The 25504-nt window shown below is 62.5% G+C and carries 25 protein-coding genes and 5 pseudogenes; 18 read left to right on the top strand and 12 right to left on the bottom strand.

What is annotated here, in order from left to right:
* Positions 1 to 262 precede the first annotated feature (262 nt).
* The 5 genes and pseudogenes from OVY29_RS21450 (at position 263) to OVY29_RS21430 (ending at position 4334) form a co-directional block, all read left to right on the top strand.
* Positions 263 to 1342: an IS630 family transposase gene (locus OVY29_RS21450; RefSeq protein WP_313912211.1), complete on the top strand. Its 1080-nt coding sequence runs from the start codon at positions 263 to 265 to the stop codon at positions 1340 to 1342.
* A 102-nt stretch (positions 1343 to 1444) separates the two neighbouring features.
* Positions 1445 to 1759 (top strand): hypothetical protein, encoded by a 315-nt coding sequence (locus OVY29_RS21445; protein ID WP_313912210.1) that lies wholly within the window; start codon positions 1445 to 1447, stop codon positions 1757 to 1759.
* 93 nt (positions 1760 to 1852) lie between these two features.
* The gene (hisI, locus tag OVY29_RS21440; RefSeq protein WP_313912209.1) at positions 1853 to 2296 is read left to right on the top strand and encodes a phosphoribosyl-AMP cyclohydrolase; all 444 of its coding nucleotides are present in this window, start codon (positions 1853 to 1855) and stop codon (positions 2294 to 2296) included.
* A 263-nt stretch (positions 2297 to 2559) separates the two neighbouring features.
* Positions 2560 to 3669: pseudogene (locus OVY29_RS21435) on the top strand (IS110 family transposase).
* A gap of 473 nt (positions 3670 to 4142) precedes the next feature.
* Positions 4143 to 4334, top strand: coding sequence for a tyrosine-type recombinase/integrase (locus OVY29_RS21430; protein WP_313912236.1), 192 nt, complete (start codon positions 4143 to 4145; stop codon positions 4332 to 4334).
* A gap of 108 nt (positions 4335 to 4442) precedes the next feature.
* Here the strand turns inward: OVY29_RS21430 and OVY29_RS21425 are convergent.
* The 3 genes and pseudogenes from OVY29_RS21425 to OVY29_RS21415 all read right to left on the bottom strand — a co-directional run.
* Positions 4443 to 4974, bottom strand: a pseudogene (locus tag OVY29_RS21425) (transposase); the annotation flags it as partial.
* A 25-nt stretch (positions 4975 to 4999) separates the two neighbouring features.
* Positions 5000 to 6280: a glycoside hydrolase family 130 protein gene (locus OVY29_RS21420; RefSeq protein WP_313912208.1), complete on the bottom strand. Its 1281-nt coding sequence runs from the start codon at positions 6278 to 6280 to the stop codon at positions 5000 to 5002.
* A 584-nt stretch (positions 6281 to 6864) separates the two neighbouring features.
* Positions 6865 to 7047, bottom strand: a complete 183-nt coding sequence (locus tag OVY29_RS21415) for a fructose-bisphosphatase class II (RefSeq protein ID WP_409581497.1) — start codon at positions 7045 to 7047, stop codon at positions 6865 to 6867.
* A gap of 37 nt (positions 7048 to 7084) precedes the next feature.
* On the opposite strand from OVY29_RS21415, the pseudogene OVY29_RS21410 reads away from it, so the two are divergent.
* Positions 7085 to 7348, top strand: a pseudogene (locus OVY29_RS21410) (transposase); the annotation flags it as partial.
* Here the strand turns inward: OVY29_RS21410 and OVY29_RS21405 are convergent.
* Together OVY29_RS21405 and OVY29_RS21400 are read right to left on the bottom strand one after the other, a co-directional pair.
* Complete coding sequence (locus tag OVY29_RS21405) at positions 7318 to 7545, bottom strand: transposase (RefSeq protein WP_313912207.1); 228 nt, start codon at positions 7543 to 7545, stop codon at positions 7318 to 7320. The pseudogene OVY29_RS21410 and the gene OVY29_RS21405 overlap by 31 nt on opposite strands.
* Before the next feature lie 12 nt (positions 7546 to 7557).
* Positions 7558 to 7806, bottom strand: coding sequence for a hypothetical protein (locus OVY29_RS21400; RefSeq protein WP_313912206.1), 249 nt, complete (start codon positions 7804 to 7806; stop codon positions 7558 to 7560).
* 301 nt (positions 7807 to 8107) lie between these two features.
* Here OVY29_RS21400 and rpiA point away from each other — a divergent pair, with 301 nt between their 5' ends.
* The 8 genes and pseudogenes from rpiA (at position 8108) to OVY29_RS21360 (ending at position 16928) form a co-directional block, all read left to right on the top strand.
* Positions 8108 to 8785, top strand: coding sequence for a ribose-5-phosphate isomerase RpiA (rpiA, locus tag OVY29_RS21395; RefSeq protein WP_313912205.1), 678 nt, complete (start codon positions 8108 to 8110; stop codon positions 8783 to 8785).
* A gap of 78 nt (positions 8786 to 8863) precedes the next feature.
* On the top strand, positions 8864 to 10957 hold the full coding sequence (gene tkt, locus OVY29_RS21390; RefSeq protein WP_313912204.1) for a transketolase: 2094 nt from the start codon (positions 8864 to 8866) through the stop codon (positions 10955 to 10957).
* Positions 10958 to 13759 carry a bifunctional transaldolase/phosoglucose isomerase gene (locus OVY29_RS21385; RefSeq protein WP_313912203.1) on the top strand — a complete coding sequence of 934 codons (2802 nt, stop codon included), beginning with the start codon at positions 10958 to 10960 and terminating at the stop codon, positions 13757 to 13759. It abuts the gene before it with no gap.
* A gap of 11 nt (positions 13760 to 13770) precedes the next feature.
* Complete coding sequence (gnd, locus tag OVY29_RS21380) at positions 13771 to 14760, top strand: phosphogluconate dehydrogenase (NAD(+)-dependent, decarboxylating) (protein WP_313912202.1); 990 nt, start codon at positions 13771 to 13773, stop codon at positions 14758 to 14760.
* Positions 14757 to 14984: a hypothetical protein gene (locus tag OVY29_RS21375; RefSeq protein ID WP_313912201.1), complete on the top strand. Its 228-nt coding sequence runs from the start codon at positions 14757 to 14759 to the stop codon at positions 14982 to 14984. The genes gnd and OVY29_RS21375 overlap by 4 nt, the downstream gene beginning before the upstream one ends.
* Entirely contained in the window at positions 14978 to 15370 is a 393-nt protein-coding gene (locus OVY29_RS21370; protein WP_313912200.1) for a hypothetical protein, read from the top strand. Before OVY29_RS21375 ends, OVY29_RS21370 begins: the two co-directional genes overlap by 7 nt.
* Positions 15367 to 16173, top strand: coding sequence for a Cof-type HAD-IIB family hydrolase (locus tag OVY29_RS21365; RefSeq protein ID WP_313912199.1), 807 nt, complete (start codon positions 15367 to 15369; stop codon positions 16171 to 16173). Before OVY29_RS21370 ends, OVY29_RS21365 begins: the two co-directional genes overlap by 4 nt.
* Positions 16170 to 16928 (top strand): annotated as a pseudogene (locus OVY29_RS21360) (HAD-IIB family hydrolase). Before OVY29_RS21365 ends, OVY29_RS21360 begins: the two are co-directional and overlap by 4 nt.
* Positions 16929 to 17337: 409 nt before the next feature.
* Here OVY29_RS21360 and OVY29_RS21355 read toward each other — a convergent pair.
* From OVY29_RS21355 to OVY29_RS21325, 7 genes and pseudogenes are all read right to left on the bottom strand, one after another.
* Positions 17338 to 17730: a heavy metal-associated domain-containing protein gene (locus OVY29_RS21355; RefSeq protein ID WP_313912198.1), complete on the bottom strand. Its 393-nt coding sequence runs from the start codon at positions 17728 to 17730 to the stop codon at positions 17338 to 17340.
* A gap of 70 nt (positions 17731 to 17800) precedes the next feature.
* A complete protein-coding gene (locus OVY29_RS21350) occupies positions 17801 to 18499 on the bottom strand; it encodes an alkylmercury lyase family protein (protein ID WP_313912197.1) in 699 nt (232 codons plus the stop codon).
* Positions 18500 to 18592: 93 nt separating this feature from the next.
* The gene (locus OVY29_RS21345) at positions 18593 to 19315 is read right to left on the bottom strand and encodes a hypothetical protein (protein ID WP_313912196.1); all 723 of its coding nucleotides are present in this window, start codon (positions 19313 to 19315) and stop codon (positions 18593 to 18595) included.
* A 37-nt stretch (positions 19316 to 19352) separates the two neighbouring features.
* Positions 19353 to 19646, bottom strand: coding sequence for a cation transporter (locus tag OVY29_RS21340; protein ID WP_409581496.1), 294 nt, complete (start codon positions 19644 to 19646; stop codon positions 19353 to 19355).
* 50 nt (positions 19647 to 19696) lie between these two features.
* Positions 19697 to 20092, bottom strand: a complete 396-nt coding sequence (locus tag OVY29_RS21335; RefSeq protein ID WP_313912235.1) for a mercuric transporter MerT family protein — start codon at positions 20090 to 20092, stop codon at positions 19697 to 19699.
* Between the two features lie 208 nt (positions 20093 to 20300).
* Positions 20301 to 20942, bottom strand: coding sequence for a DUF1109 domain-containing protein (locus OVY29_RS21330; protein ID WP_313912194.1), 642 nt, complete (start codon positions 20940 to 20942; stop codon positions 20301 to 20303).
* A 2-nt stretch (positions 20943 to 20944) separates the two neighbouring features.
* Positions 20945 to 21481 (bottom strand): annotated as a pseudogene (locus tag OVY29_RS21325) (sigma-70 family RNA polymerase sigma factor); the annotation flags it as partial.
* Positions 21482 to 21830: 349 nt separating this feature from the next.
* On the opposite strand from OVY29_RS21325, the gene OVY29_RS21320 reads away from it, so the two are divergent.
* From OVY29_RS21320 to merA, 4 genes are all read left to right on the top strand, one after another.
* A complete protein-coding gene (locus OVY29_RS21320) occupies positions 21831 to 22271 on the top strand; it encodes a helix-turn-helix domain-containing protein (RefSeq protein ID WP_313912193.1) in 441 nt (146 codons plus the stop codon).
* 126 nt (positions 22272 to 22397) lie between these two features.
* On the top strand, positions 22398 to 22808 hold the full coding sequence (gene merC, locus OVY29_RS21315; RefSeq protein WP_313912192.1) for an organomercurial transporter MerC: 411 nt from the start codon (positions 22398 to 22400) through the stop codon (positions 22806 to 22808).
* Positions 22809 to 22941: 133 nt separating this feature from the next.
* A complete protein-coding gene (locus tag OVY29_RS21310; RefSeq protein ID WP_313912191.1) occupies positions 22942 to 23352 on the top strand; it encodes a nuclear transport factor 2 family protein in 411 nt (136 codons plus the stop codon).
* A gap of 630 nt (positions 23353 to 23982) precedes the next feature.
* Positions 23983 to 25413 carry a mercury(II) reductase gene (gene merA / locus OVY29_RS21305; protein WP_313912190.1) on the top strand — a complete coding sequence of 477 codons (1431 nt, stop codon included), beginning with the start codon at positions 23983 to 23985 and terminating at the stop codon, positions 25411 to 25413.
* Positions 25414 to 25504: the final 91 nt, after the last annotated feature.

The following is a 25504-nucleotide window of genomic DNA, read 5'->3' as shown; positions in this document are numbered from 1 at the left end:
GTCTTCTGTAATCATCGAGGACGGGCGCATCTGGCTCTATTACTCGTTGAAGGACGCCGGACTGGCACGCGCAGAGCTTCGACGTAGCTAATCGCTTCGTCGGCGATGCGCCAACCCAGGAGCGCGGGCGCAGACATGGTGAAGCTAGTCGACCAGCCAATCGGATGAAAATTCGGCATTGACCCTGTACCTAGTGGATAGCGCCTGACACAAGAGTCCTTTTTGGGATTCCCATCGGGGTCTTTCGGTGCGATTCAGGCACATGCGCACCGGGATCATATTCGAAGTTTCGCCGCCTGACCGTCTTCGCCTCGAGCGATTGACGCGAGATCGCAACACGCCGCAGAAGCATGTCTGGCGCGCATCGATCATTTTGCTGTCCGCCGATGGGGTCGGCACGGCTGCGATCATGCGGCAGACGGGCAAGTCGAAGACTTGTGTGTGGCGCTGGCAGGAACGCTTCATGGCCGAAGGCGTCGATGGCCTGCTGCGCGACAAGACCCGGCCTTCGCGGATTGCGCCCCTCAAGCCAGAGGTGGCCGAGCGCGTGGTTGCCCTGACGCTGACCGATGCGCCGGGCGAGACGACGCACTGGACGGCGGATATGATGGCTGCAGCCAGCGGGATCAGCGCCAGCGCGGTGCGCCGCATCTGGAAGGCGCACGGCCTGCAACCGCATCGTTTCCGGCAGTTCAAGCTGTCGAACGATCCCAGGTTCGCCGAGAAGCTGCACGATGTGGTTGGGCTTTACGTCTCGCCGCCAGCCCACGCGATTGTGCTGTCGTTCGATGAGAAAAGCCAGATTCAGGCGCTCGACAGGACCCAGCCCGGACTGCCGCTCAAGAAAGGACGGCTCGGCACGATGACCCATGATTACAAACGCAACGGGACCACCACGCTGTTTGCAGCCCTCAACATTCTCGATGGCACCGTGATCGGGCGGAATATGCAGCAGCACCGGCATCAGGAGTTCATCCGCTTCGTCAACACGATCAATACCAGCGTGCCATCCGACAAAGCGGTGCACGTGATCCTCGACAATTATGCCGCGCACAAACACGCCAAGGTGCGCGCCTGGCTCGACCGCCATCCGCGCTTCACTTTCCATTTCACGCCGACGTCCTGCTCGTGGCTCAACGCGGTCGAGGGCTTCTTCGCCAAGCTGACAAAACGCCGCCTGAAGCGAGGAGTCTTCCACTCCGTCATCGACCTCCAGAGTGCCATCAACCGCTTCGTCGCCGAGCATAACCACAAGCCCAAGCCCTTCACATGGACAGCCGATCCCAACAAAATTATCGCCGCTGTCAAAAGAGGGCACCAAGCGTTAGATTCTATCCACTAGTACAGGGTGTAGCAGTTCTAATGTGACGATCGTCAATGTGAACTAACGAGCAGCGCAGCACAGATGGCTTGGCAGCGCCACTAGCGCGGAAAGAGAGGTTTCATGAACGAAAAGCCAGCAGCCGGGCTTATGACGGCGATTGTCGTCGCGCCACTGGTCGCGCTTTGCTGCCTTGGGCCGCTTTTTATCGACTCGGCAGTAGGTGGTGTCGTGGGCTGGCTTAGCGGACAGGGTCTTGCATTGGCCGCCGTGCTGGCATTCTTGGCCGCAGCCATCGGCTACGCCGTGATGCGTTGGCGCAGGGCTTCATCCAATCGAGTGGATGCCGGCCCGACTTGCGCATGCGATGTATCTGAAGCGCGGCAGGACGTCGAGCTTGATATCGTCAAGCCTGCGAACGAACGGCGGACCCGTTAATCGCAACGATTCGGGCGGTCCGGAGCGCGCGGTGCGATCGCTCAGGCCGGACGATCATCCATAGAACTGGTACGTGACAATCAAGGAATGCCAATGCCACTGGAAGATCAGCGACCTGACCCATTAAGAGCGGACCCTGCGGAGGTGATCGAAGAATGCTCGGCCTTGTTGCCAGGGTTCAATGAGGTCGGGCTCATTCCCGCAGTCGCGACAGACGTCGCGAGTGGAGTGGTGCTGATGCTGGCGTGGATGAATGCGGAGGCGTTGAACAAGACGATCGAGACCGGCCAAGCCTGGTACTGGAGCCGGTCCCGCCAGCGTCTCTGGCATAAGGGCGCGACAAGCGGGCAGATCCAACAGGTCGAAGAACTGCGCATCGACTGTGATCAGGACACGGTCTGGCTCAAGGTGCGCGTCGCGGGCGACGGCGGCTGTTGTCACACCGGCCGAACCAGTTGCTTCTATCGCCGAATCGTGACCGGGTCGGAGGGTCCGACGCTCCAACGGCTATCCCACGCTCGGCCATTGTCGCGCTGAAAGGCCGCCTCAGGAAATGAGGCAATAAGTTGTACATGCCCGTCACGCGATAGAACATGTTTGTGCACAGGGGCTTCAGCAAATCCTGCTTTCTGTGATCCACGCACCTGTGCGGCATCTAGTACCTCGTCACAGAGATTATGATGTTCGACCAATCGTAAGACCGTATGTCCGCCTCTGCGTAGGAGGTGGCTCGCCCTACACTGCATAGCCGAGGGTTGCTCGGACTGGCCGAGCCTATCCTCATCGCAGGAGGACGAGCCGTGGAACATTCTACAGAAGTCTTCGTCGGGATCGATGTGGCGAAGTCACGCAACGCGATCGCGATCGCTGATGGTGAGCGCGGTGGAGAAGTGCGGTACATTGGCGAAGTCGATGCCGCACCTGAAGCGATGCGCCGGGTGGTGCAGCGGATCGCAGCGAAGCATGGACGCGCGCATTTTTGTTACGAGGCTGGCCCCACCGGTTACGGTCTTTATCGGTTGATCACCTCCATGGGCCATCCCTGTGACGTGGTCGCGCCATCCCTAATTCCAAGGAGGCCCGGAGACAGGGTGAAGACCAACCGACGCGATGCGGTGGGCTTGGCCAAGCTGCTCCGCGCCGGCGATTTGACCCCAGTATGGGTTCCCGACGAGGGGCATGAAGCGATTCGCGATCTGGTCCGAGCTCGCGCGGCAGCGGTGGAGACCCAGCGCGTCCACCGGCAGCAGGTTGATGCGTTCATGTTGAAGCATGGGCGCATTTTTCCGCGCAAGACGGCGTGGGGAGCACGCCACCTCCGCTGGCTTCAAGAGCAGAGCTTCGATCATCCCGCTCACCAGATCGCGTTGCAGGAGCTGGTCGATGCGGTCTGCACATCGAAGGAACGCATCCAGCGCATCGAAGCGGCGATCGAGGAGTTCCTGCCGAGTTGGTCGCTGGCTCCCGTGGTTCGCGCGTTACAGGCACTGCGTGGCGTCGAGCTCATAGTTGCGGTGACCTTCGCCACCGAGATCGGGGACATGCGCCGGTTCGAGGGCCCGCGTCAGCTGATGGGTTATCTCGGCCTGGTGCCAAGCGAGCGCTCCACAGGCGACACCATACGGCGAGGCGGGATCACCAAGGCCGGCAACGGCAGGGTTCGCCACATGTTGGTGGAGAGCGCCTGGACTTACCGTCACCCGCCCCGCGTGGGCAAGACGAAGCTGTACCGTCTCGAACAGACTACGCCCAAGGTGCGTGAGATCGCCTGGAAGGCGCAGAGCCGTTTGACAGCCCGCTACCGGGCACTCAGCGCCAAAGGCTAGAAGACAACCGTCGTATGTGCGGCAATCGCACGCGAGCTGGCCGGGTTCATGTGGGCAGTCGCCCGGGAGGTCCAACCAACCTGAAGATGGCCGCAGCTCCCGCGTACCGGCGGGGGCGGGACCACGGCAGGGGAACATCCGTCAGACGCTTTGTGGCCGGAACCGCCGACGCCCGCTGTAACATCGGATCAGCCCCGGACGCATTATCGGAAATGCGGTAACCAACCCGCGTATCAGAGCTTGATCACCGACGTCTCTCAGGTCCCGTCCCCACCTGTGCGCGGTCACGACCGCGCCGCTTTACGAAGCGGTTGGTGCCGCGCGGTCAGCGCATTGACAACGGACATCAGAGCGTGGTCTGAAGGCCGCGGAACGGTGATAACTGGTGGAGGCACGAACATGATGTAATCGCGGAGGGTGCGGACCGGGCACAGCATCAGACGGAGGACAGCTGTGGATCAGTATATCGGACTCGATGTTTCTCTCAAAGACACTTCGATATCGGTTCGTGAGAATGGCAAGCGCGCCGGGCTGAACCCGGAGTTCAAAGGGGCCACCTGCTACGGCACCTCCTGGCCACCGATCTGCTACGCCGAGGGGCTTCGCTTACCGAGATTGGACAACTCCTCCGCCATAGCCAGCCGACGACGACGCAGATCTACGCAAGGCGGATATCGCCGCGCTACGATCCATTGGACTGGCTTGGCCGGGAGTTGCATCATGAGCGCATTGCATACTGCGCTCAATGAGTATCTGGCCATGCGTCGCGCCCTCGGTCACGAACTCTGTCTGACCGGATATCCCCATTCGCAAACGGCCGAGCGATACCCTGAGCCGCCCAGAGCCTGTCTTGAATCTCATGCGTAACGAGCGAGGCGCCTGACGAAGAGGATCGTGGCAGCGGCGTAGAGGAACCCGGAATCCGATCGGATGGTGCGCTCCAAGTCCTTAGCGAGGCGGTGATTGCGGTTGATCCAGGCGAAGGTTCGCTCGACGACCCGCCGCTTGAGATGGAGGACGAAGCCTGTCTGATCGACGAACTTGCGGACGATCTCGATGGTGATGGAGGTGGCGTCTGCGACGCGTGAGCTGTTGCAGGCGCTGTCGGAAGGCGCGTTAGACGAACGGTTGCCACCATCGCGATTGCTTGAGCAACGGCACCGCGCCGTCGCGATCCTGCACGTCGGCCGGGTGAGCGGGCAGCTTGAGCGCACGTCCGTCGGATTCAACCACGGCGTGGCGCTTGCGTCTCGTCACCTTCTTGCCCACATCATGGCCGCGCGTAACCCCGGACTCAGTCGTTTTAACGCCCTGTCCGCGACCGACGGGGCAGCTCCCGGGCAAGGCGAGCCCGACCGAGTGGACCAGATGATGGTTGAGGCTCTCGAAACGGCGGGCACCGTTCGTCGAAAGATCATTCCATTCGCTTCAGCAGCGCATCGACCGAACAGCTCGCAAAGCTCGTGAAATTGTCGGCCACGCCGTACGGCAGCAGCAGCGTGCGACCGTGAACCATGCCGCCGCAGGTGTAAACAACGTTAGGGACATACCCGTCCCGCTCCTTGACCCTCGGGCAGAGGATCGGCTCGGGCGTCCGGGCCAGCAGCTTGGATGGATCGGCCCGGTCAAGCAGCGCCGCGCCCAGGCAGTAGGTGCGCGCCACGCCGACGCCGTGGGTGAGCACCAGCCAACCCTCTTCGACCTCAATTGGGGAGCCGCCATTACCCATCTGAGTGAACTCCCACGGATAGCGTGGCGAGATCAGCTTCGCACCGCCGTCCCAGTGATAAAGATCGTCGGAATCGAGCAGCCATATGCTCTCGCCGTCCTGGCGCCCGAGCATCATGTATCGGCCGCCGATCCGGCGCGGGAAGAGCGCCATGCCTTTGGCTGCGGCGGCGGAACCGGTGAGGGTGTGCATCTCGAAGCTCCTGAAACCGTTCCAGCGGAGCAGTTCGGATCGCGCAGTGCGGCCATCGAAGGCGGTGTAGGTGCCATAGAACTCCACCTCGCCATCCTCCTGCACGAAGCGGCATAGGCGCAGATCTTCGATGCCTTGCCTCTGCTTGTCCGTGGTGGGGAAGAGCACCGCCTCGGAAATGTCCTTGAGGTCATCGCACACGATGCGGATCGATCCGTCGCCTTTCAGCTTTTCAACGTGCGCCGCGCAGGCGAATTTGCTCGGTGCGTCCAGTACGAAGCCGCCTTCCTCGGACCAGCTTCCGGTACGGAAGGTAACCGAAGAGATGTGCCCTTCGCCGATTCCGCGAAGCGACACCAGGAAGCGGATCGCGCGCGATCCGTCCTCCTCCTGTCGAGGGTGGAGCACCACGCTGGGGTTGAAAAGGGCCGCGCACTCGAAGCTGTACTCCTGGCTGAAATAGGCACCGATCACGAGCTTGGCCTGATCGGAAGCCCTGGCGCAGATGGGCAGACGCTCGCGAATCTCCTCGTATCGATGGCGCAGTATGTCTTCCAGGTTGCGGTGGCGATCGGCGAGCGCCTTCTTCATAAGTCGGCATTTCGCTGCCAGCGTCTCCTGGTCGAGCCCGAGCACATGCTCGACGATGTTGCGTGCGCGGGGATGCTCGTCGTCCCGGAAGGGGCACGGAAATTCGGGAGCAAAGGGGCGGATCATATTCCGCGAATTCGGCCATATCTGGATACGGGAGTGGTGAAAGAGGCTACGGCTCATACGGTAATCCTGTCGTTACGAGTGCGAGACGCGGACGCGCGCGCAAGGTTCCGTCAGCAGCGAGTGCCACCCTGCAAAACCTCGGCGGCGGCCCGCCAGCGTGGCTTGCTGAAGGGTTGTCTGGTGAAAGGGCGAAATACAGCACTCGTGCAAACCGGCTGGTCGGAGCCGAAGGGTTTCGGACGGTAGTTGGGCGGCCAATCAAGAGACCTGGTTTGACAGTGCCTCGAACAGGGGCGGCGATCCGGACCGTTTTGTGACCAGATGAAACCCCCCTTGTTGCGACAGCCTCGCCTATGCGGAGTCCGATCTCAAATTGCTGGGCCACGATCGCGGCGAGCACCTTGTCCCCATTGAAGGACGGCGATGTGATGATTCGGCAGCGCATTTGATGGATGAGATCGAACATCTGATCGTCACTGGACCAGCTCTCAGGAGCCGGTCCGTACCTTAACAAGGTCTTCGGGGTTGAGCCACCCGACTCATCGAGGGCGACAATGAAGCCATCCTCTCCCCGAATTCGAGTCAACATTTCCTACTCGTCCATCACGTCTGCCCTGCGAACGCATCTGCGACTTGTGAAATTACAGGTACGCCGACTTTCCTTCGGTTTGCCTGTGCTCGGTCCTGACCCAGCGGAAGGTGCCGGTAATGGGTCGCATGACAACGCTCTCCGTTGTCACCCTGCCTCCTCCGCGCAGGAGCGAACCATCGGTTACGCCCGTTGCAGCGACGATGTAGTCTCCACGGGCAACATCCTCAAGCAGATAGACTCGATTCAGTCCTCGATGCCCCAGCGACGGGGATAACCTGCTGCGCTCTATCGACCCTCGGTGGATCTCTCTGGCATCCGCGAATACCTGCGCCCTTACTACAGCGAGACGGGCAGGCGTTCTATCGACCCGGAGCTGATGATCCGGATGCCGATCCTGGGTTACTGCCTTCATCCGGTCGGAGCGGCGGCTGTGCGAGGAAGTGCATCTCAACCTCACCCATCGCTGGTTCTGCCGGCTCGGCCTCGATGGCGGGGTGCCGGATCACTCGACCTTCTCGAAGAACGGCCACGGTTGATTCAGGGATAGCGATCTGTTGCGTATCGTATTGTCGAGACGGACGCGCGCTTCGACCAGATCGCCGCGGGCGGTGATGACCGAGCGTACGCCAAGCGCCGCGGGCGACTTGACGTGCACCTGCTTGTAAAACCCTGTCCGCGCCAGCTGGGCAAGCCCGGCCGCGTCGTGCGGATCGGTTTTGTTGGCCTTCATCGCCTTCAGGCTCTAATGCGCCTGGCGCGTATCGATGCAAACGATGGCGACGCCCAGTTCGCGCAGACCGAGCGCGACCGACGGAGTCATCCGACCCGTCTCGATCGCCGCGCGTTCGACAGGACCATAGCTTTCCAAGGCAGCGGCGATTGCTGCTGGCGTGGTGTCCACGCAAGTCGAGCCAACCTTGCGTCCATCTGTGCCGACCACATAGACGTGCGACGTTTCCGTCGACAGGTCGATACCTGAATAATGCTTCATGGCTGCTTCCTTCCTTCAGGCTTCGACAACCAGAAGAGTGCGCCGTTCAGCCGGCCCGAGGAAAGCAGCCACAAATTGCGCGATGACCCTTCGTTGCGTGAACCCCTTTTAATGGGTCCTGAGCTAAGCTCGGGTTTTCCGGTAACCGTAAGACCGGCCGGATCGGGTTTGGGCCTCGCCCTCTCCGAGGCGATCGTCCCGCGAGGCGGGAGGCGAGATCGCGCCCGCCGGCCCTACCGAGTGACGGCTTCGACGCTATGATGACCTTGCGGCGCTGACCGCGCACGGGCATGGCTAGCCCATGAGTAACCGCGATCGCCAGAAGCGCGCCGCCGCCGAAGCAGCGGTGGCCGAGATTGATCAGGGTATGCTTGTCGGCATCGGTACAGGCACCACGGTGGCCTTTGCGATCGCAGCGTTAGGCGAGCGGGTACGCCGTGGCTGGGCGATCCGCGCCGTCGCCACCTCGGTCGCCAGCGAACAGGCGGCACGCAAGGTCGGAATCGCAATCGAGGACTTTTCGACCTTGGCGCACGTCGATCTCGCGATCGACGGAATCGATGAAATTGATCCCGCTTTCCGTGCGATCAAGGGCGCGGGTGGCGCGCTGTTGCGCGAAAAGGTGGTGGCGTCAGCGGCGAAGCGAATGATCGCGATCGGCGATGCCTCCAAACCCGTCGTGCAACTGGGCAATGCGCCGGTGCCGCTCGAAGTGCTGCCGTTCGCGCAATCCTTCGTTGCGGCCCGCATCGAAGCGCTTGGAGGTACGCCGGTGGTTCGCGGCAGCTACCGCACCGATCAAGGAAATCCGATTGTCGATTGCTCGTTCGGCCTTATCGGCGATCCCCCAGGTCTCGCTGTGCAGCTTTCGGCGATTCCGGGCGTGCTTGGCCACGGGCTGTTCCTTCACGAGATCGACGAGCTCTATATCGGGCGAGGCGATCGCGTTAGCCATACGGAACGACCGGCGCGGGGCTGATTTCCCTGCCCTGCCCTGCTCTCCCCTCGGAACCTTTCCGCACCTGCGCCGTTCGGAGGAGCGATAGCGGCTGATGCGATGACGACCTATACCGAAGAACTAGCGCCGAGCGTCCACGACGACAGCTCTTCCGAGCGACTGGCGATTGACACCATTCGCACCTTGGCGATGGACGCGGTGCAGAGGGCGAATTCCGGCCATCCCGGGACGCCGATGGCGCTCGCGCCGATCGGCTTCAAATTGTGGCGCGACTATCTGCGCTACGACCCCACCAACCCGGATTGGGCCAATCGCGACCGCTTCGTGCTCTCGGTCGGGCATGCTTCGATGCTGCTATATGGGCTGCTTCACCTGGCCGCGGTCCAGGAGATCGACGCCGAGGGTAACAAGACCGGCGAGCCCGCAGTAAGCTTAAATGATATCAAGAACTTCCGCCAGATCGGCTCCAAGACGCCGGGCCATCCCGAATACCGCATTACAACCGGCGTCGAGACCACCACCGGCCCACTCGGACAAGGCTGCGGCAACTCTGTCGGCATGGCGATCGCTGCGCAGGCGCTCGCCAGCCGCTTCAACCGCCCCGGTTTCGATTTATTCGATTTCGATGTGTACGTCTTCTGTTCGGATGGCGACATGATGGAAGGCGTGGCGCAGGAGGCGGCCTCGCTCGCCGGCCAACTGGCTCTCCCGAACCTCTGCTGGATCTACGACGACAACCACGTCACCATCGAAGGTAAGACCATGCTCGCGTTCAGCGAGGATGTCGGCAAGAAGTTCGAGGCGTACGGCTGGCAGGTTATCCATCTGAACGATGCCAACGACACCCAGGCGTTCGGCGAGGCGATCGAGCGGTTCAAGGCGACCGACGAGAAGCCGACAATGATCATCGTCCACTCGATCATCGGCTATGGCAGCCCGATCGAGGGAACGTCCAAGGCGCATAGCGACGCGATGGGCGAAGACGTAATCCGCGCCACCAAGAAGGCCTACGGCTGGCCCGAGGACGCGCAGTTTCGCGTGCCGGAGGAGGCCATGCGGGCGCTCGCCAAGCCGATGCGCGAGCGGGGCGGCAAGTCGCGCCAGAACTGGGACGCGATGTTCGCTAGATATCGCGAGCAATATGCAGAACTCGCCGAGGAACTGGAGCGCGCCCGCCGCGGCGAGTTGCCCGATGGCTGGGACGAGGACCTGCCGAGCTTCGATCCCGACGAGAAGGGCATCGCCAGCCGCGAGGCATCGGGCAAAGTGCTGAACGCAATCGCGCCGCACGTATCGCTGCTGATGGGCGGCGCAGCGGACCTTTCGCCCTCCACCAAAACGAACCTCAAATACGCCGATGTTGGCGCGTTCGGGTCCGGTAATCTCGCCGGCCGCAACATGCATTTCGGGGTGCGGGAGCACGCGATGGGCGCGATAGCCAACGGCATGGCACTCTCCTACATGCGCTCCTACACCGGTACGTTCCTGGTGTTCCTCGATTACATGCGTCCGCCGGTGCGCCTGGCGGCGATCATGGAGGTGCCGGTTATCTTCGTTTACACGCACGACTCGATCGGGGTCGGCGAGGACGGCCCCACCCACCAGCCAATCGAGCACTTCGCGCTCCTGCGCTCGACGCCGGGGCTGGACATGATCCGCCCGGGCGACGCCAACGAGACCGTCGAGGCGTGGAGGGTGGCGCTGAGCCATACACATGAGCCCACCGCCCTCATCTTCTCGCGCCAGGCTATCCCGACGATCGACCGTTCCAAATACGCCGACGCTTCGGGGCTCACAAAGGGCGCCTATGTCCTCGCGAGCGAGGGCGATGACAATCCTGAGATCATTCTGATCGGCACCGGCAGCGAGATGCCGCTGGCGGTCGCCGCGCACGAGGAACTGGTCGCCCGTGGCATCAAGTCCCGCGTGGTGTCGATGCCCAGCTTCTACCTCTTCGAGAAGCAGGATCAGGCCTACAAGGACTCGGTGTTCCCGCCTTCCGTCACGGCGCGCCTTGCCGTGGAGCAGGGCGGCGAGTTTGGTTGGGATCGCTATGTCGGCCCCGAAGGCAAGACCATTACCATGTCGACATTCGGTGCGTCGGCGCCGCTCAAGAAGCTCCAAGAGAAGTTCGGCTTCACTGTCGATCACGTCGTCGAAGTGGCGTGCAACCTGTTGAAGAGGGGCGACTGAATGCCCAGCCGCCTCACCCAGCTCCACGATGCCGGACAGGCCGTCTGGCTCGATTACGTTGATCGCAAATTTTTGAAGGAGGGCGGACTCAGGAAACTCGTCGAGGAGGACCATCTCACCGGCGTCACCTCCAACCCGTCCATCTTCGAGAAGGCGATGGGGCACGGCGAGGCCTATAACGAGGGCTTTACCGAGACCGCCAAGAAGGGCGACGAAAGCGTAACGGCCACTTACGAGGCGCAAGCGATCCGCGACATCCAAGACGCGGCCGACACGTTGCGCCCGGTTTACGACCGGCTCGGCGGCAAGGACGGCTACGTCAGCCTCGAAGTCTCGCCCCATCTTGCCGACGAAACGCAGCTGACGATCGACGAGGCGCGGCGGCTGTGGAACGATGTCGACCGCGCGAACCTTATGATCAAGGTGCCCGGCACCGAGGCTGGCGTTCCGGCGATCCGCCAGTTGATTGAGGATGGGCTCAACATCAACGTCACCCTCCTCTTCGCGATTGATGCCTACAAGAAGGTGGCGATGGCATTTGTCGAGGGGCTCGAGGCGCGCGTCGCCAAGGGCGAGCCGATCGAGCGGATCGCCAGCGTCGCGAGCTTCTTCCTTAGCCGGATCGACACCCGGATCGATGACGAGATCGATGCGCGGGTGAAGAACGGCGACAACGGCGCCGATTCGCTCAAGGGTCTGAAGGGCAAGGTCGCGATCGCCAACGCCAAGCTCGCTTATGCCTGGTACCAAGAACTGATCGCGAGCGACCGCTGGAGGGAACTCGCCGACAAGGGCGCGATGCCGCAGCGGCTGCTCTGGGCCTCGACCAGCATCAAGAACCCCGACTATCGCGACGTGCTCTATATCGAGAAGCTGATCGGCCCCGACACCGTCAGTACGATGCCGCCCAAAACGATGGATGCGTTCCGCGACCATGGCGAGGTGGCCGAGACATTGGCCCACGGCGTCGACGAGGCGCGGAGGACGATCGACGAAGCCAATCGACTCGGCCTCGACGTCGATGGCGTCACACAATTCCTCGTGCATGACGGCGTGAAGCAGTTCGCCGACGCCGCGGACGCGCTACTCGGCGCGGTCGCCGACAAACGCGCGAAGCTGCTCGGCGACAAGCTCAACGGTTTCAAGGCGAAGCTGCCTGGCGACCTGCAGAAAGCGATCGACGATCGGCTCGACACCGCCCGCAAGCAGCATTGGGGTCGGAAACTGTGGGACGGCGACGCCTCGCTGTGGACCGGCAACGACGAGGGCAAGTGGATCGGCTGGCTCCGTGCCGCCGAAGGCAAGCAGGTCGATCACGATCAGCTCACCAAACTCGCCGACACAGCCAAGCACTTCAAGGACGCGGTGCTGCTCGGCATGGGCGGATCAAGCCTTGGCCCCGAGGTGATCGCGCGTATCCTCGGCAATCGCCGCGGGCATGCCGCGCTCCACGTGCTCGATACCACCGATCCCGGCCAAATCGCCACGGTGCGCGATGCGATCGATCCGACGAAAACTTTGTTCTTCGTGTCATCCAAGTCTGGCTCGACGATGGAGCCCGAGCTGCTGCGCGAGTATTTCTTCGATCTCTCGGGGAAGCAGGGCGACCATTTCGTTGCGGTAACCGATCCCGGCTCCGACCTCGAAAAGGTCGCGAAGCGTGACGGCTTCGCCGGCATCTTTTTCGGCGATCCGGCGATCGGCGGTCGCTATTCGGTGCTGTCGGTGTTCGGCATGGCGCCGGCGGCGGCGATGGGGATCGACGTGGGAGCGTTCTTGAACGCGATCCAGCCGATGGTGCGATCCTGCGCGGCCGATGCGCCGCCTGCGGCCAATCCCGGCATCCGGTTGGGAGCTATCATCGGCGAGGCGGCCCGGGTCGGACGTAATAAGTTGACGATCGTCTCCTCGGAGAGCCTGAAGCCGCTCGGCTCCTGGTTGGAGCAGCTGCTCGCAGAATCGACGGGCAAGCAGGGCAAGGGCATCGTGCCCGTGGATCTCGAGCCGCTCGGCGCGCCGGAGGATTACGGCGACGATCGCCTCTTCGCGCACTTTCACCTCGAAGGTGACGACGACGCCGAGTTGCGTGCCAAGCTCGATGCGCTCGCCGCCGCCGGCCAGCCGGTGGTGACGATGCGGCTCGCGTTAAAGGAGCTGATCGGCCAGGAATTCGTCCGTTGGGAGGTCGCGACCGCGATCGCTGGTGCTGTAATCGGCATCGATCCGTTCAACCAGCCCGATGTCGAAGACACCAAGGTCGCGACTCGCATGTTGGTCGATGCTTACGAGCAGAGAGGTTCGCTCGACAAGCCCGAGCCAGCAGCGAGCGACGGGCCGGTCAAGGTTTTCGCGACGGGCGATCCATCGATGTCGCTCAACGATCCCAAGGTAATGATCGCGACGCATCTCGCAAGACTGCAACCAGGCGATTATCTCGGGTTCCTCGCCTATGTCGAGCGCGACGATGCGCACGAGGATGCGATCAAGGCGATGCGGGTCAGGGTGCGCGACGCGAAGCAAGTCGCGACCGTTGCCGGGTTCGGACCGCGTTTCTTGCACTCGGCGGGCCAAGCCTACAAGGGCGGACCCAAAAGCGGAGTGTTCATCACAATCACCCGCGATCCCGCGAACGATATCGCGATCCCCGGCCATAGGGCAAGCTTCGGCGTCGTTCAGCTCGCGCAGGCGGAGGGGGACATGAAAGTACTGGCGGATCGAGGCCAGCGGGTGATCCGCGTCCATCTCGCCGACGACGATCTGTCGCGCCTCGCCCACCTGATCGACGCCGCTCTTAAGAACTGACGGAGATTTTCATGCGTCTTGCAATTATTGGCCTCGGCCGCATGGGCAGCAATATCGCCCGGCGCCTGATGAAGGATGATCACGAAATCGTAGCTTATAACCGCTCGCAAGGCCCCGCGAAGGAGCTAGAGAAGGAAGGAGCGATCGCCGCCTCCTCATTGGACGACGCGGCCAGCAAGCTGGAGGGCGATCGCCGCATTTTCTGGATCATGCTGCCCGCCGGCGATCCGACCGAGGATACGATCAAGGCATTAATGGACAAGGGCCGCGAGGGCGACGTCATCATTGACGGCGGCAACACCTTCTACAAGGACGACATCCGCCGCGCAAAAGCCTGCGCCGAGAAAGGTATTCACTATGTCGACGTCGGCACTTCGGGCGGCGTGTGGGGGCTCGAGCGCGGCTATAGCATGATGATCGGAGGCCCCCAGGAGATCGTCGCCGTGCTCGACCCGATCTTCGAGGCGCTCGCGCCCGGGCTTGGCACCATCACGCGTACCCCCAACCGGACGGCGAAGGAGGGGCTGGATCCGCGCGCCGAGAAAGGTTATGTCCACGCCGGGCCTGCCGGCGCGGGACATTTCGTGAAGATGGTGCATAACGGCATCGAATATGGCCTGATGCAGGCCTATGCCGAGGGCTTCGACGTGCTGGCGGGCAAGAACTCCGACAAGCTGCCCGAGGATCAACGCTACGACCTCAACCTTGTCGACATCGCAGAAGTGTGGCGGCGCAGCAGCGTGATCTCGTCCTGGCTGCTCGATCTGTCGGCGGCGGCGCTCGCCAAGGATCAGAAGCTTGAGCAGTTCTCGGGCCGCGTCGCCGATTCGGGCGAAGGGCACTGGACTGTCTCGGCGGCGATGGATCAGGACACGCCGGTCAACGTGCTCGCTTCGGCGCTGTTCGCCCGCTATCGCAGCCGCACCGAGCACACCTTCGGCGACAAGCTGCTTTCTGCGATGCGGTTCGGCTTCGGCGGACACGTCGAGATCCCGCAGTGAGCCCGGCGGCGACGAAGACGAAGGCCGCCGGCAACCACAAGGCGCCGACCAGGCCGGCGAAGCCGAATCGCGAGCCGCCCGCCACGCTCGCCATCTTCGCGGCGACGGTCGATCTGGACAAGCGGCTCCTGATGCCGTCGATCCTGAACCTGTCCCGGGACGGACTGCTCAAACCCAAGTTCCCCATTCTCGACATCAGCCACCACGACAGAACATCATGGTGACCCGGTTCGCCGGCGCGTTGCTCGACGCGGTGCGGAACAACCGCTACATCGATCACGTCCAGATCACCGCCGCCGAGACCGTGACGGCGGGGACGCGCGGCGCGTCCTACAACGCGGCCGGTGCGCTCAGAGACATGGTGCCCAACCACCTGTTCCCCCTCCTGCCGATGATCGGCATGGAGCCGCCCAATTCGTTCGATGCCGAGGCAATCTGCAACGATGAGGCGAAGCTGCCCGCCGCGATGAATCCGCCCAGAAAGGAAGACGACGCCTGGAAGCGCGGCGAGCCGGAGGATTACAGCGTGGGCTCAGCCGGCCCCGCGGGGGCCGATGCACTGATGGAGGGCAACGCTCGCAACTGGCACACGATCGGGGCGAGCGAATGAAAGTGCGCTTGGTCGTCTCCGACGTCGACGGGACGCTGGTAGACTCCCACAAGCAGCTCGCCGAGGCCACGGTCGCGGCGGTCAAGCGCCTCACCGACGCCGGCATCCGCTTCACCATCATCAGTGCGCGACCGCCTTCAGGCATGTATTGGATCGCCGAGAAACTCAAGCTCGGCGGGCTGATGGGCGCGTTCAACGGCGGCATGCTGTTAAGGGCGGACGGCCGAATTGCTGCGCAGCAATTCGTGCCGGCTGACCTCGCTCGCGACCTGCTCGCGCTTTACGAGAAGTATCCGGTGTCCCGCTGGCTGTTCGCCGACGGCGAATGGTTGGCGACCGACGGGCACGACAACCACGTCCAGCGCGAGATCAAATCCGCCAACATCCAGCCAGCGCGGAACGCCGATTTCTCCGCCAAGCTCGGTCGCGTCGACAAGCTGGTGGCGGTCACCGACGATCACGACCTCCTGTGCAACATCGAGCAGGAGGCGCTAGCGCTCGGCAAGGGCCGCGCGACGATCGTGCGCAGCCAGGTCTACTATCTCGATGCCACGGCCAGAGAGGCTAACAAGGGCGCCGGCATCGAGAGACTGGCCAAGGCTTTCGGCGTTTCGCTCAACGAAACCGTCGCATTGGGCGACCAGGCCAACGACATCGCCATGTTCCGCCGCGCCGGCTTCTCGGTGGTGATGGGGCAGGCCGGTAATGAGGTGAAGAAGGAGGCCGACGAGGTTTCCACCTCAAACGACAATCTCGGCGTCGCCCACGCGATTGACCACTTCATTCTGAAGGACTGCTTATGAAGACCATGTTCGCGTTCGACCTCGATGGGACGCTTGCGGCGAGCAAGAAGCCGATCGAGGAGGACATGGCCCGAATCCTCGCGGACCTGCTCGCGCGTGCCGAGGTGGTGATATCGGGCGGCGACTGGCCGCAATTCAAGAAACAGGTTGTCGATCGCCTGCCCAGCGGCGCCAATCTCGACCGGCTCTACATCCTCCCGACCAGCGGCACCAAGCTCTACCGCCATGAAGACGGCCAGTAGAGGCAAATTTACGCGCGCAACTTCAGCAAGGAGGAGCGCGAGAAGATCGTGACCTCGCTGGAGGAAGCCTCAAAGGAGGCCGGCTACGACAAGGACAAGAACTGGGGCGAGAAGATCGAGGATCGCGGCAGCCAGATCACATATTCGGGGCTCGGCCAGGAAGCGCCGCTCGAGGCCAAAGAGAAATGGGATCCCGCCTTCAACAAGCGCAAGACGCTTCAGGCGATACTGAAGAACAAGCTGCCCGATCTTGCGATTAACGTCGGGGGGTCGACCTCAATCGACATCACCCGCGCGGGTATCGACAAAGCCTATGGCATGCGCCAGCTCGCTGAGAATTCTGCTAAACCATTAGAGCAGATGCTGTTCTTCGGCGACGCAATCTACAAAGGTGGCAACGATTATGCGGTGAAGACGGCGGGGATCGATTCGATCAACGTGCGCGATCCGCAGGAGACCGCAACGGCGATGCGCGCCATCGTGTTCTGTCTACCCGAGCGCGCCGCCAAATAGCCACAGCTTGCGCTCCGCACGGTTGAGATGTCGCTCATACCGTCAACCACAACGCTTGGGCGCGCTGCTCTGCCAGCAGGGTTCTTGGCGAAAGTCATCTCACACCAGCAAAGGATTGCCAGCCCGTTCGCACGCCTTGCCCGGCATTCCACCAGCCAAGGCTGGTCGCGCCTGAAGCTGGCTTCACCCAATATGATCACATTGCCTTGGCAGCGTCGCCCCTGGAAGTCACCTCGCCGCTGTCGGCATGAGCGGAAGAGGAAGCCCGCAAGTCCGGGCTGAAGTTTCAGGTCAAATGCGAACGGGCCTCGGACTGGTATACCGCAAGACGGGACCACCTTCGAGCATGTCGATGACTGGGCAATCGGGGGCGTGTCCGCCCGAGCACTCCTCCGTTCGAGCGGGCGCGCTAGCCGGTCGCGACGCGCGCCGGGTATCCGATGCCTGTCGAAGCCGCGGCAATCTGCTCAACGGTCGTTTTTGCAGGATCGAAGAGCACGGTCGCGCGTCGGGCTTGGTAATCGACCTCAACCGAATTCACTCCGCTGACCTGAGACATGGCCTTCTTCACAGCCAGCGGACAGCTTGGACAATACATATTCTCGACGGTGAACGAGGCTCTTTGCAGGGCTGCGGTTGACGTTGTACCTCCCCCGGGAGCCGCTGCAGGAGTTGGTGCGGGAGCTTCAGAAGCAGGCGGAGCCTCGGCTTGCGACGTCTGCGTCGACGAATCGCACCCTCCCGCCAGAGCAGCGGCTGCCAAGGCCGCCACGGCTGTTGCGAATACGGATTGCACGTTCATGGCGATTCTCCAAAAAAACTGCTGCCAGTATTCCACACTCGCGTGACTGCAAGCGTGGTCGTGGTCGCGATCACCGACGATCCTCCCTGGCCAGTTGACCGAAGACGGATCGTCCGAGTTCCAATGCCTCCTGCTGAGACAAAACTCGGCCGGTGACGCCCGGGTTTCGGCTCTGGAACTCCTTCGCGGTGGCCGACGAAGCAAAAAAATTGATCACAGAGCAGCAGGTCTGCGCGAGGGAGCCGTCTTGCCCGGTAGACCCAACGAACACCACGGCGCTCGCAGGATTCCAATCCGCGCGGCCGGCGTGGACTTCGACGCGAATGGGACTGCTGTCGACGGGATCTTCCGATAGAATCACGCCGTCTTTGGCGAGCATATCGGGAATGCCCAAGGCATCGATCGCGCACATCGCGTAAACCGGCGTGCCACCGGCGATATGCACACGATGCCGAGTCGGGACTGCGGAGAAGGGATAGACGCCGACGATTCGGCCGGTGGGCCGGTCGCGGACGATGAGATCGCTTTCCTCCAGTTGCTCGAGCGCAATGCCCATATCGGGACCGAGCTTGGAGGCGTCGTCCTTCAGCCGGTCCTGACCTGGAGCCGAGCCCAGCTGAACGAAACTGTCGAGAATGGCCCGGTGCAGGCGACGCAATTCTGGCGACAAGCCGGCCTGTGCGGAGGTCAAGCGGTCTGCCGATATCCCTGCCAACTCCGGCACATCACCGATGCGAACGACACTCGCTTCTGCTGCTGTTTCTTCCATTTGAAGGTACTCCAGAGATGGAGGATCGACGTCGCCGGGACATATCTGTTCCGCCCGAGCGAACAGCCGATCCTATCACTTAGCCACGGCGTCTCATTTTTCGCCCGAAAGGGGACGGTGCCCCATTCGCAGCGCTTCCTCGAAGGCCGCGACTCCTGCGGGATCCAGACGCTCTCGTGCGACCGTCATCAGCTGCTTGTCACGTTCGGCCTTGCTGACCTTGCCGGATGTTTTGTTGCTTGAGGCTGGGGCAGCCGGATCAGATAGGAAGCGGCCCTTGAAAACGTTCGCGAAGGCTGCGGCAAGCGCGCTAGCCTTCTCGTCGGTCAGAGGGGCTTTCGTCTGGATTCGACGCACCAGTCGAGCGCCAATAATGTCTGCCTCTTCGCGGCTGAGATCGTCGACCTGAGCGCCGCGGTACCAGCCATCGTTGGAGCTGAAACGCGCGAGCTCCGACTGCCGGGCCTCGCCGTCGATCTCCGTGGCGACTTGCTTCTCGAAGATCTCGAGCAGAAGCGACTGGACAATCTTGGCGCGTGACTCGCGGCTCGACCGGTCCGAACCGACTACCGCCAGCACCGTCCCGGCGCGGTTCACCCACGCCTCGGATATGTTGGGGTCCGCCTCGAGCTCAAGGAGGATCGGCTTGGCGACGCCGCCGCATGCTATCTCCGGCGCCGCGGGGCACTGCCAGGGAACACGAAACAGGCTTACTCGCTGTTCCTGGACCTGGGCGCCGCGTTCCTGTGCGTAAGACGGAGCGGGCATTTGCGTGCTGAACACTGCGAGCGCCAGCGCAACGATGAGGGTCTTCACTCATTCATCCTTTCAGAATCCAGGTTGGCCGCTTCTCTTACCTCACTCTCTTCACGACGGCCGGATATCCGGCGTCGCTGACAGCCGTCGCCAAGGCCTTCGCACTGACCTTGCTGTCCTCGAACAGAATAGTTGCGGTGGCGGTCCCGTCTTTCTCAACTACGGCAACCTTGCTGACGCCGGCCTGGCGCGAGAGCATGCGCTTCACGATCGGCACACAGGTGACGCAGCCCACGTTCTCGACCTGCAGCGTGGCCGTGCGTGGGGCCGCCACAGCTCCGGTGGTCACACCCAAAGCGACAGCGGAAGCAACTACTGCACGAAAGATCATTTTCACGGCTGATTTCTCCTTAACTGTGGGTTGATCATTGCATTTTCTGACTAGAGGAATGGCGCCACGTACGGAAAAGCGGCCGCGGCGATGACCAGCACTGTTGCCGTCCAAAGTACGGCTTTGGTTGTTCCGGCCGACCGCGGCTCTGCGCATGCCGCTCCGCTCTCGCAGTGAGCGGGACGCCGGTAGACCCGCCAGAAACTCACGGCCAGGATGACGATGGCAGCAGCCATGAAATAGGCATGATAGGAAGCGAGAGCCGTCAGGCTCCCGATCCACGCGCCGCCTACGCCAACGGTGACCAGCAGCATCGGAAGGACGCAGCAGGAGGCCGCGCCAAGCGCGGCAAGAAAGCCGCCTGCCACGAGAAGCTTGCGGCCCCCCGCTCCATCGCTCCCGACCGGCTCGGCACGAACCGCTGCGATCTGTTCAGAACCAGTCATTGGTTTCAAAAAGCCTCCAAGATGCGCGGGACGCACACGAGCGCCCCCACGTCGGTTACGATCAGCAGGTCCTCACTGGAGAATTCGTTCAAAAAGCGCCGGAAGTTACGTCGCCCGAAAAAATGATGCTGTTCTCCGAGCATCATCCGCCGCCAGAAACAGTGTCAGCACGCGAGACGCTCCGGGGCGGTGCAGCCCGAGCGTGCCGTCACCAGCGAAGGAGGCGAGGGCCAAGCAAGGCTCCGGTCACGGCGCATAGCAGGATGGAAGCCGTGTACCAGCAGGCAACGAATGCCACTGAATCATCTCTGCAGGCGAGTGCGTAGGCGCTGGCGCTCACTGCGCCCGCAAGCGCACCCGCCAAGGCGCCGGCACCCCGCAGGCTCGTCGGCGCTCCTCTCCTTATGGCCCAGATGATGAGCGCAAACGGAACAATCGCCAACGCCGGGATGACCAGCAGGCATTCCGACCAAGTCCGCCCCAGAATGGCGCTATTCCACCAGATATGCGAGCCCGCGAGAAGACCGGGAGCGGCAGACAATGCGAGTGCCAGGAACGGCAGCCCGACGAGCGCGATGATCAGTGGCCGGCGCCGGCCCGGCCGCGCCAGCTTGACGAGTGCCTGGAACCCGAAAACGATCAGGCTGCCGGTGAATAGAAGTTTGAGGATCAGAAAACCGACGGCGCCATCGTCATGCAGTCTCAGCGGCACGCCGAAGGCTATCCAGACGGCGGCAACAGCCAGCAACAGCCCGGCACCGACCGCGCGTCTGAACGTGCGGATCATTATTCCACGGTCGACCGGTCGCAGATTGGCGCTTAGCTTTTCAACTAGCTCGTTGGTTTGCATTTCTACCATCTCTCCAACTGCAAGGTCGCTGCCAGCGCCTTCAGGCCTCTATGTATTCTGACCTTGGCGGCCGATTCCGAGAGACCTTGACGCTCTGCTGCTTCGGCAATGCTCAACCCGTTCAGATTCACGTCCCTGATCACTCGCGCTGATTCCGGCGAAAGTCCCGCAAGCAGTTTTTCGTCGTCGAGCCGGTCGCCCAGCACTCGGACGTCGTCGCTGGCGGCGGCCTCTTCGGCCCACTCAAGCGGAAGCTGGGCTGTGATCGCTCTGCTCCGTCGCAGATGGTCCCTGAACTTGTAACGTGCAATCGCCGATACCCAAGGTGTGAACGGCTCGCGTCCATCATAGGTGTAGCGGTGTGTATGAATGGCGATCAGCACTTCTTGCAAGATGTCTTCAGCTTCGGAGCTGGCCTGCCCAGTCCGTGCGAGCTGGCCCTTCAAGTACCGCGACAGAGGTTGCATCAGACGATGAAGCAGCGCCCGATAGGCGTCGCCATCGCCGTCCTGCGCCGACAGCATCAAATCCTTTAGTTCGTGCTCGCTCGATTTTCATGAGTTCCGTGGAACGCCAGGCTGCGGTCTGATGACACGCGGCGCCGGGCAGTGCATAGCGCGCGCCAATGCGTCGGCGTGCACCTCTGCCAGCTCCGCGTTTTTCAGCGCCCACAACTGCCGCCCCCCAAAGTCGATGCCGTCGTTCACGTCGTTCACCGCTTTCACTTTCGCTCACCTTTCGTCGTTGGGACTGCACCGCATCTGACACCGGCGGAAGCCGGAGCCCGTAGCGGTTGGCGGCGGAGAATCGTGATAAACGGCAGCGGCGCGAATCACGGGCGCGAGCGTTATGACACTTGTAGGAACTACAGATACAAGGCCTTTTTCCATGGTCGACAGGAAAATTCTTCAGGATGTTGTGCCGAGGTTCACCATTGGCGTCCTGTCGCGCAGGACAGGGTGCAACATCGAGACGATCCGCTATTACGAGAAGGTTGGGATAATCCCCCATCCGGCGCGATCAGAAGGCGGGCACCGGCTGTATGGCACCGGGCATTTGAAGCGGCTCGCATTCGTCATCAAGGCGCGGGCCCTTGGCTTCGGCCTGTCCGAAGTCAAGGCGCTGCTTCGGCTCGTTGACGAGCGTGACCGCCCTTGCGACGAAGCGCGGGAGATGGCGGCTGCGCACCTCCAAGACGTGAAAGCGAAGCTTTCCGACCTTCGGGCGATGGCGGCGGTGCTGAAGGACATGATCGTTCGCTGCCAGACGGAACAATCGACCGAGTGCCCGCTCATCGAACGCATGTTCGATGGTCCTGGGCCGATCTGAGAATTGACGGAGGCAAGCGGCATCAGAAAAGGCTTGTATCTGTAGCTGGTGCAGGCTCTATCCGGTCAGCCAAGGTGCCATCGAACGCTGGTCAGTCGCCAGACCGCTCACCGCAGGAGCTTTCACATGTCCACTCAAGACACTCTTACCCGGACTGCCGACAAGGCCGGCGTGATCGGCGCGATCATCGCGGCAATGGGGTGTGCCGCGTGCTTTCCGGCGATCGCCAGCCTCGGAGCGGCGATCGGGTTGGGGTTTTTGAGCCAATATGAGGGGGTCCTGATCCGCTACGCGCTGCCGCTATTCGCGCTCATCGGGCTGGCTGCCAATGTCGTTGGCGGCCTTCGCCATCGCAACTGGCCGCGGATGATCATTGGGATGATTGGCCCCTTGCTCGTGCTCGCGGCCGCACTGTTGATGGTATTATATATGAAACGCACCGAATGGCTGCTCTACCTCGGCCTCCTGTTGATGGTCGCGGTCGCCATCTGGGATTTGACCTCTCCACCTCATCGCAAATCGCCACAGGCGAGCTGAACGCTTGTTCGTTCGCCAGCGCGGCATGGTTCTTCACTCGATGCGTGCCTCAACCGTCTGATCAGCCAGAGTTCCAAGCACCGTGGGTCCACCATAGCAAACAACTCGGAGCACTGCAGCTTGAGAAGCGTCAATGAGCGATGACAAACCGAGAACCGTGAAGGAGGTCTTCGACGATCATCTGCAGCAGGCGCAAGACGGCACCGTCGAGGATGATTTTGCTCGGAATTACGCAGAAGATGTCGTGCTTCTCACTGGCTGGGGGCGAATCTACCACGGCCGTGAAGGTCTGATCGCCTTGACCGATCTGTTGATGAAGCAGGTGCCGAATCCACGCTTCGAATACCGGTTCCGTCTGACCGAGAGGGATGTCGCGTTTTTGGAATGGTCTGCCCGCGGCGATGGCGCTGAGGTCAATGATGGCGTCGATAGTTATGTCATTCGGAACGGGCGGATCGTTGCGCAGACGATTCATTATACCGTCAGGTCGTCTGTCCGACAGCACAAACATGGGCACGCAAAAAGTCACAGACGAATCAGCTGATCCGAAGCCGGCGTACATTTTGACCCTGTCGCTGACTCTCCGCTGCCGGGTCCATCAATTCACCGCCTGTCGAGTCAATCGCCCGATCACGCAGAGTTCGCGTCAGTGGCCGAGTCCGTCATGGAACATGCGCGCATCGGAGCTGTTGTCGGGCGTGCAGGCTGGAGTCGGAATGACGGCAGACGATCGCGAGAAGCGTGTTCGGGAGCGGGCCCCTGCCCTCGACGAAGCGGAGAGGTCCCGGGCCGGTCAGGATCGGGAGCACGGGAAGGTGGCCGAGACGGAGGAGGACCTGGTCAGGCCAGCGGCTACGGTCAAATCGCCCGCGCCTCTGCCGCGAGAAGGCGCGACCGGTAGTCAGGCCGAGGAGGCGGTGGAAGCGACAGACGAGGTCCTACCCGCCGGACAAGAAGATTGAACTGCTTTCATCAGAATGAGTGCCCTTGATGAGAGTTGCAAGCAAGGGAGCCCGGCACCGTTGCATTCCTGGCCGTGCCGGGTCGCGGGCTGGCCGGCATGATCGCGTGATTGGTCGTCGAAGCCGCGCATGTGACCGCTTCGGCTGGGAACTATCCTCGGGTCGGCCTGTTTCTGCATGACAAGGCTCGGACACGACAGAGGATTGCCACAATGGCCGACCATTATGATCTCGTCATCCTCGGTTCCGGTTCCACCGCTTTCGCGGCGGCGCTGAAGGCCCAGGAGCTGGGCAAGACCGCCGTCATGACCGAGCACCGCACGATCGGCGGCACCTGCGTCAATCGCGGATGCCTGCCGTCGAAAAACCTCATCGAGGCAGCCAAGCTGCTCCACGAGGCGCGGCATCCCCGCTATCCCGGACTTTCGCCCTGCGACATGGCGATGAACTTCCGCGAGCTCATCGGCCAAAAGGACGAGGTGGTCCATGGATATCGGAAGAAGAAGTACGAGAGCCTGCTCGGCGGGCGGTTCGGCATCGAGCATGGCCCCGTGCGCTTCGTCGATCCGCACGTCGTCGAGGTGGACGGGAAGCGGCTCTCGGGAGACAAGATGCTGGTCGCGACCGGTTCGCATGCCTTCATTCCCGATATTCCCGGCCTTGCCGACGGTCCGTACCTTACGAGCGATCTGCTCAGCGTCGACGAGGCCGTGGAACTGGTCGAGCAGCCGCGTTCGCTTCTCATCCTCGGCGCCGGCTACATCGCCCTGGAGCTCGGGCAGATGTTCCAGCGCTTCGGCACTCCGGTCACGATCCTCGAGCGCAGCGAGCAGGTCCTCGCGCATGGTTATGAGCCGGAAGTCGGGCCCGCCATCGCCCGGGTGCTGGCCGAGGAGGGCGTGCAGATCGTGACCGGCGCTTCCGTCGCTTCCGTCCGCTACGAGGAGGGCGAGGTCGCCGCGATAACAACGCTCGGCGGCAAGCAGCGGGAATTTCGCGCCAAGCGCCTGCTGGTGGCCACCGGACGGCGCCCCAGCACCGGCGAGATCGGTCTGGATCGGGCCGACGTCGCGATCAACGATCGAGGCGAGGTCCAGGTCGACAGGCATCTTCGCACGACCGTGCCGCACATCTTCGCCGCCGGAGACGTCATCGGCGTGCAGATCGACAGTCAGCCGGCCACGCCGGTCGGAGCGCGCCAGGGCGGGATGGCCGTGCACAACGCCCTCACCGATGCGCCAATGCAGGAGTTCGACGGCCGCGTCATTCCGCGCACGATCTTCACCGATCCGCAGATCGCGACCGTCGGCATGACCGAAGTGGAGGCCATCGCCGCCGGGCACCGCTGCTGGTGCAGCACCATCCCGATGTCGCTCGTGCCGCGGGCCGGCGCCATCCGCGATACGCGCGGGATCATCAAGATGGTGGCCGACGCCGACACGGACGAGGTGCTGGGCGTGTCGATGGTTGGCCACAATGCGGGCGAGGTCATCCACGAGGCGGCGATGGCCCTGCGCTACCGGGCGAAGCTGCCGGACTTCGTCGATCTGCTGCACGTCTTTCCGACGATGGCGGAAGCGCTGAAGATCGTAGCGATTTCGCGGACCAAGGATCCGGCCAAGCTGTCCTGTTGCGCGGAATGACTGACGGCGAGCGACACATGCTCTCGGCCAAGGAATGACGCGCTGAGCCCACGATGGCCACAGTCAAGGAAAACATTCTTCAGCGCGGTTC

Origin of the sequence: Sphingopyxis sp. SE2 (assembly GCF_032227185.1) — a bacterium.
In the GTDB taxonomy this organism is placed as follows: domain Bacteria; phylum Pseudomonadota; class Alphaproteobacteria; order Sphingomonadales; family Sphingomonadaceae; genus Sphingopyxis.
This window is presented reverse-complemented; position numbering and strand designations above follow the sequence as displayed.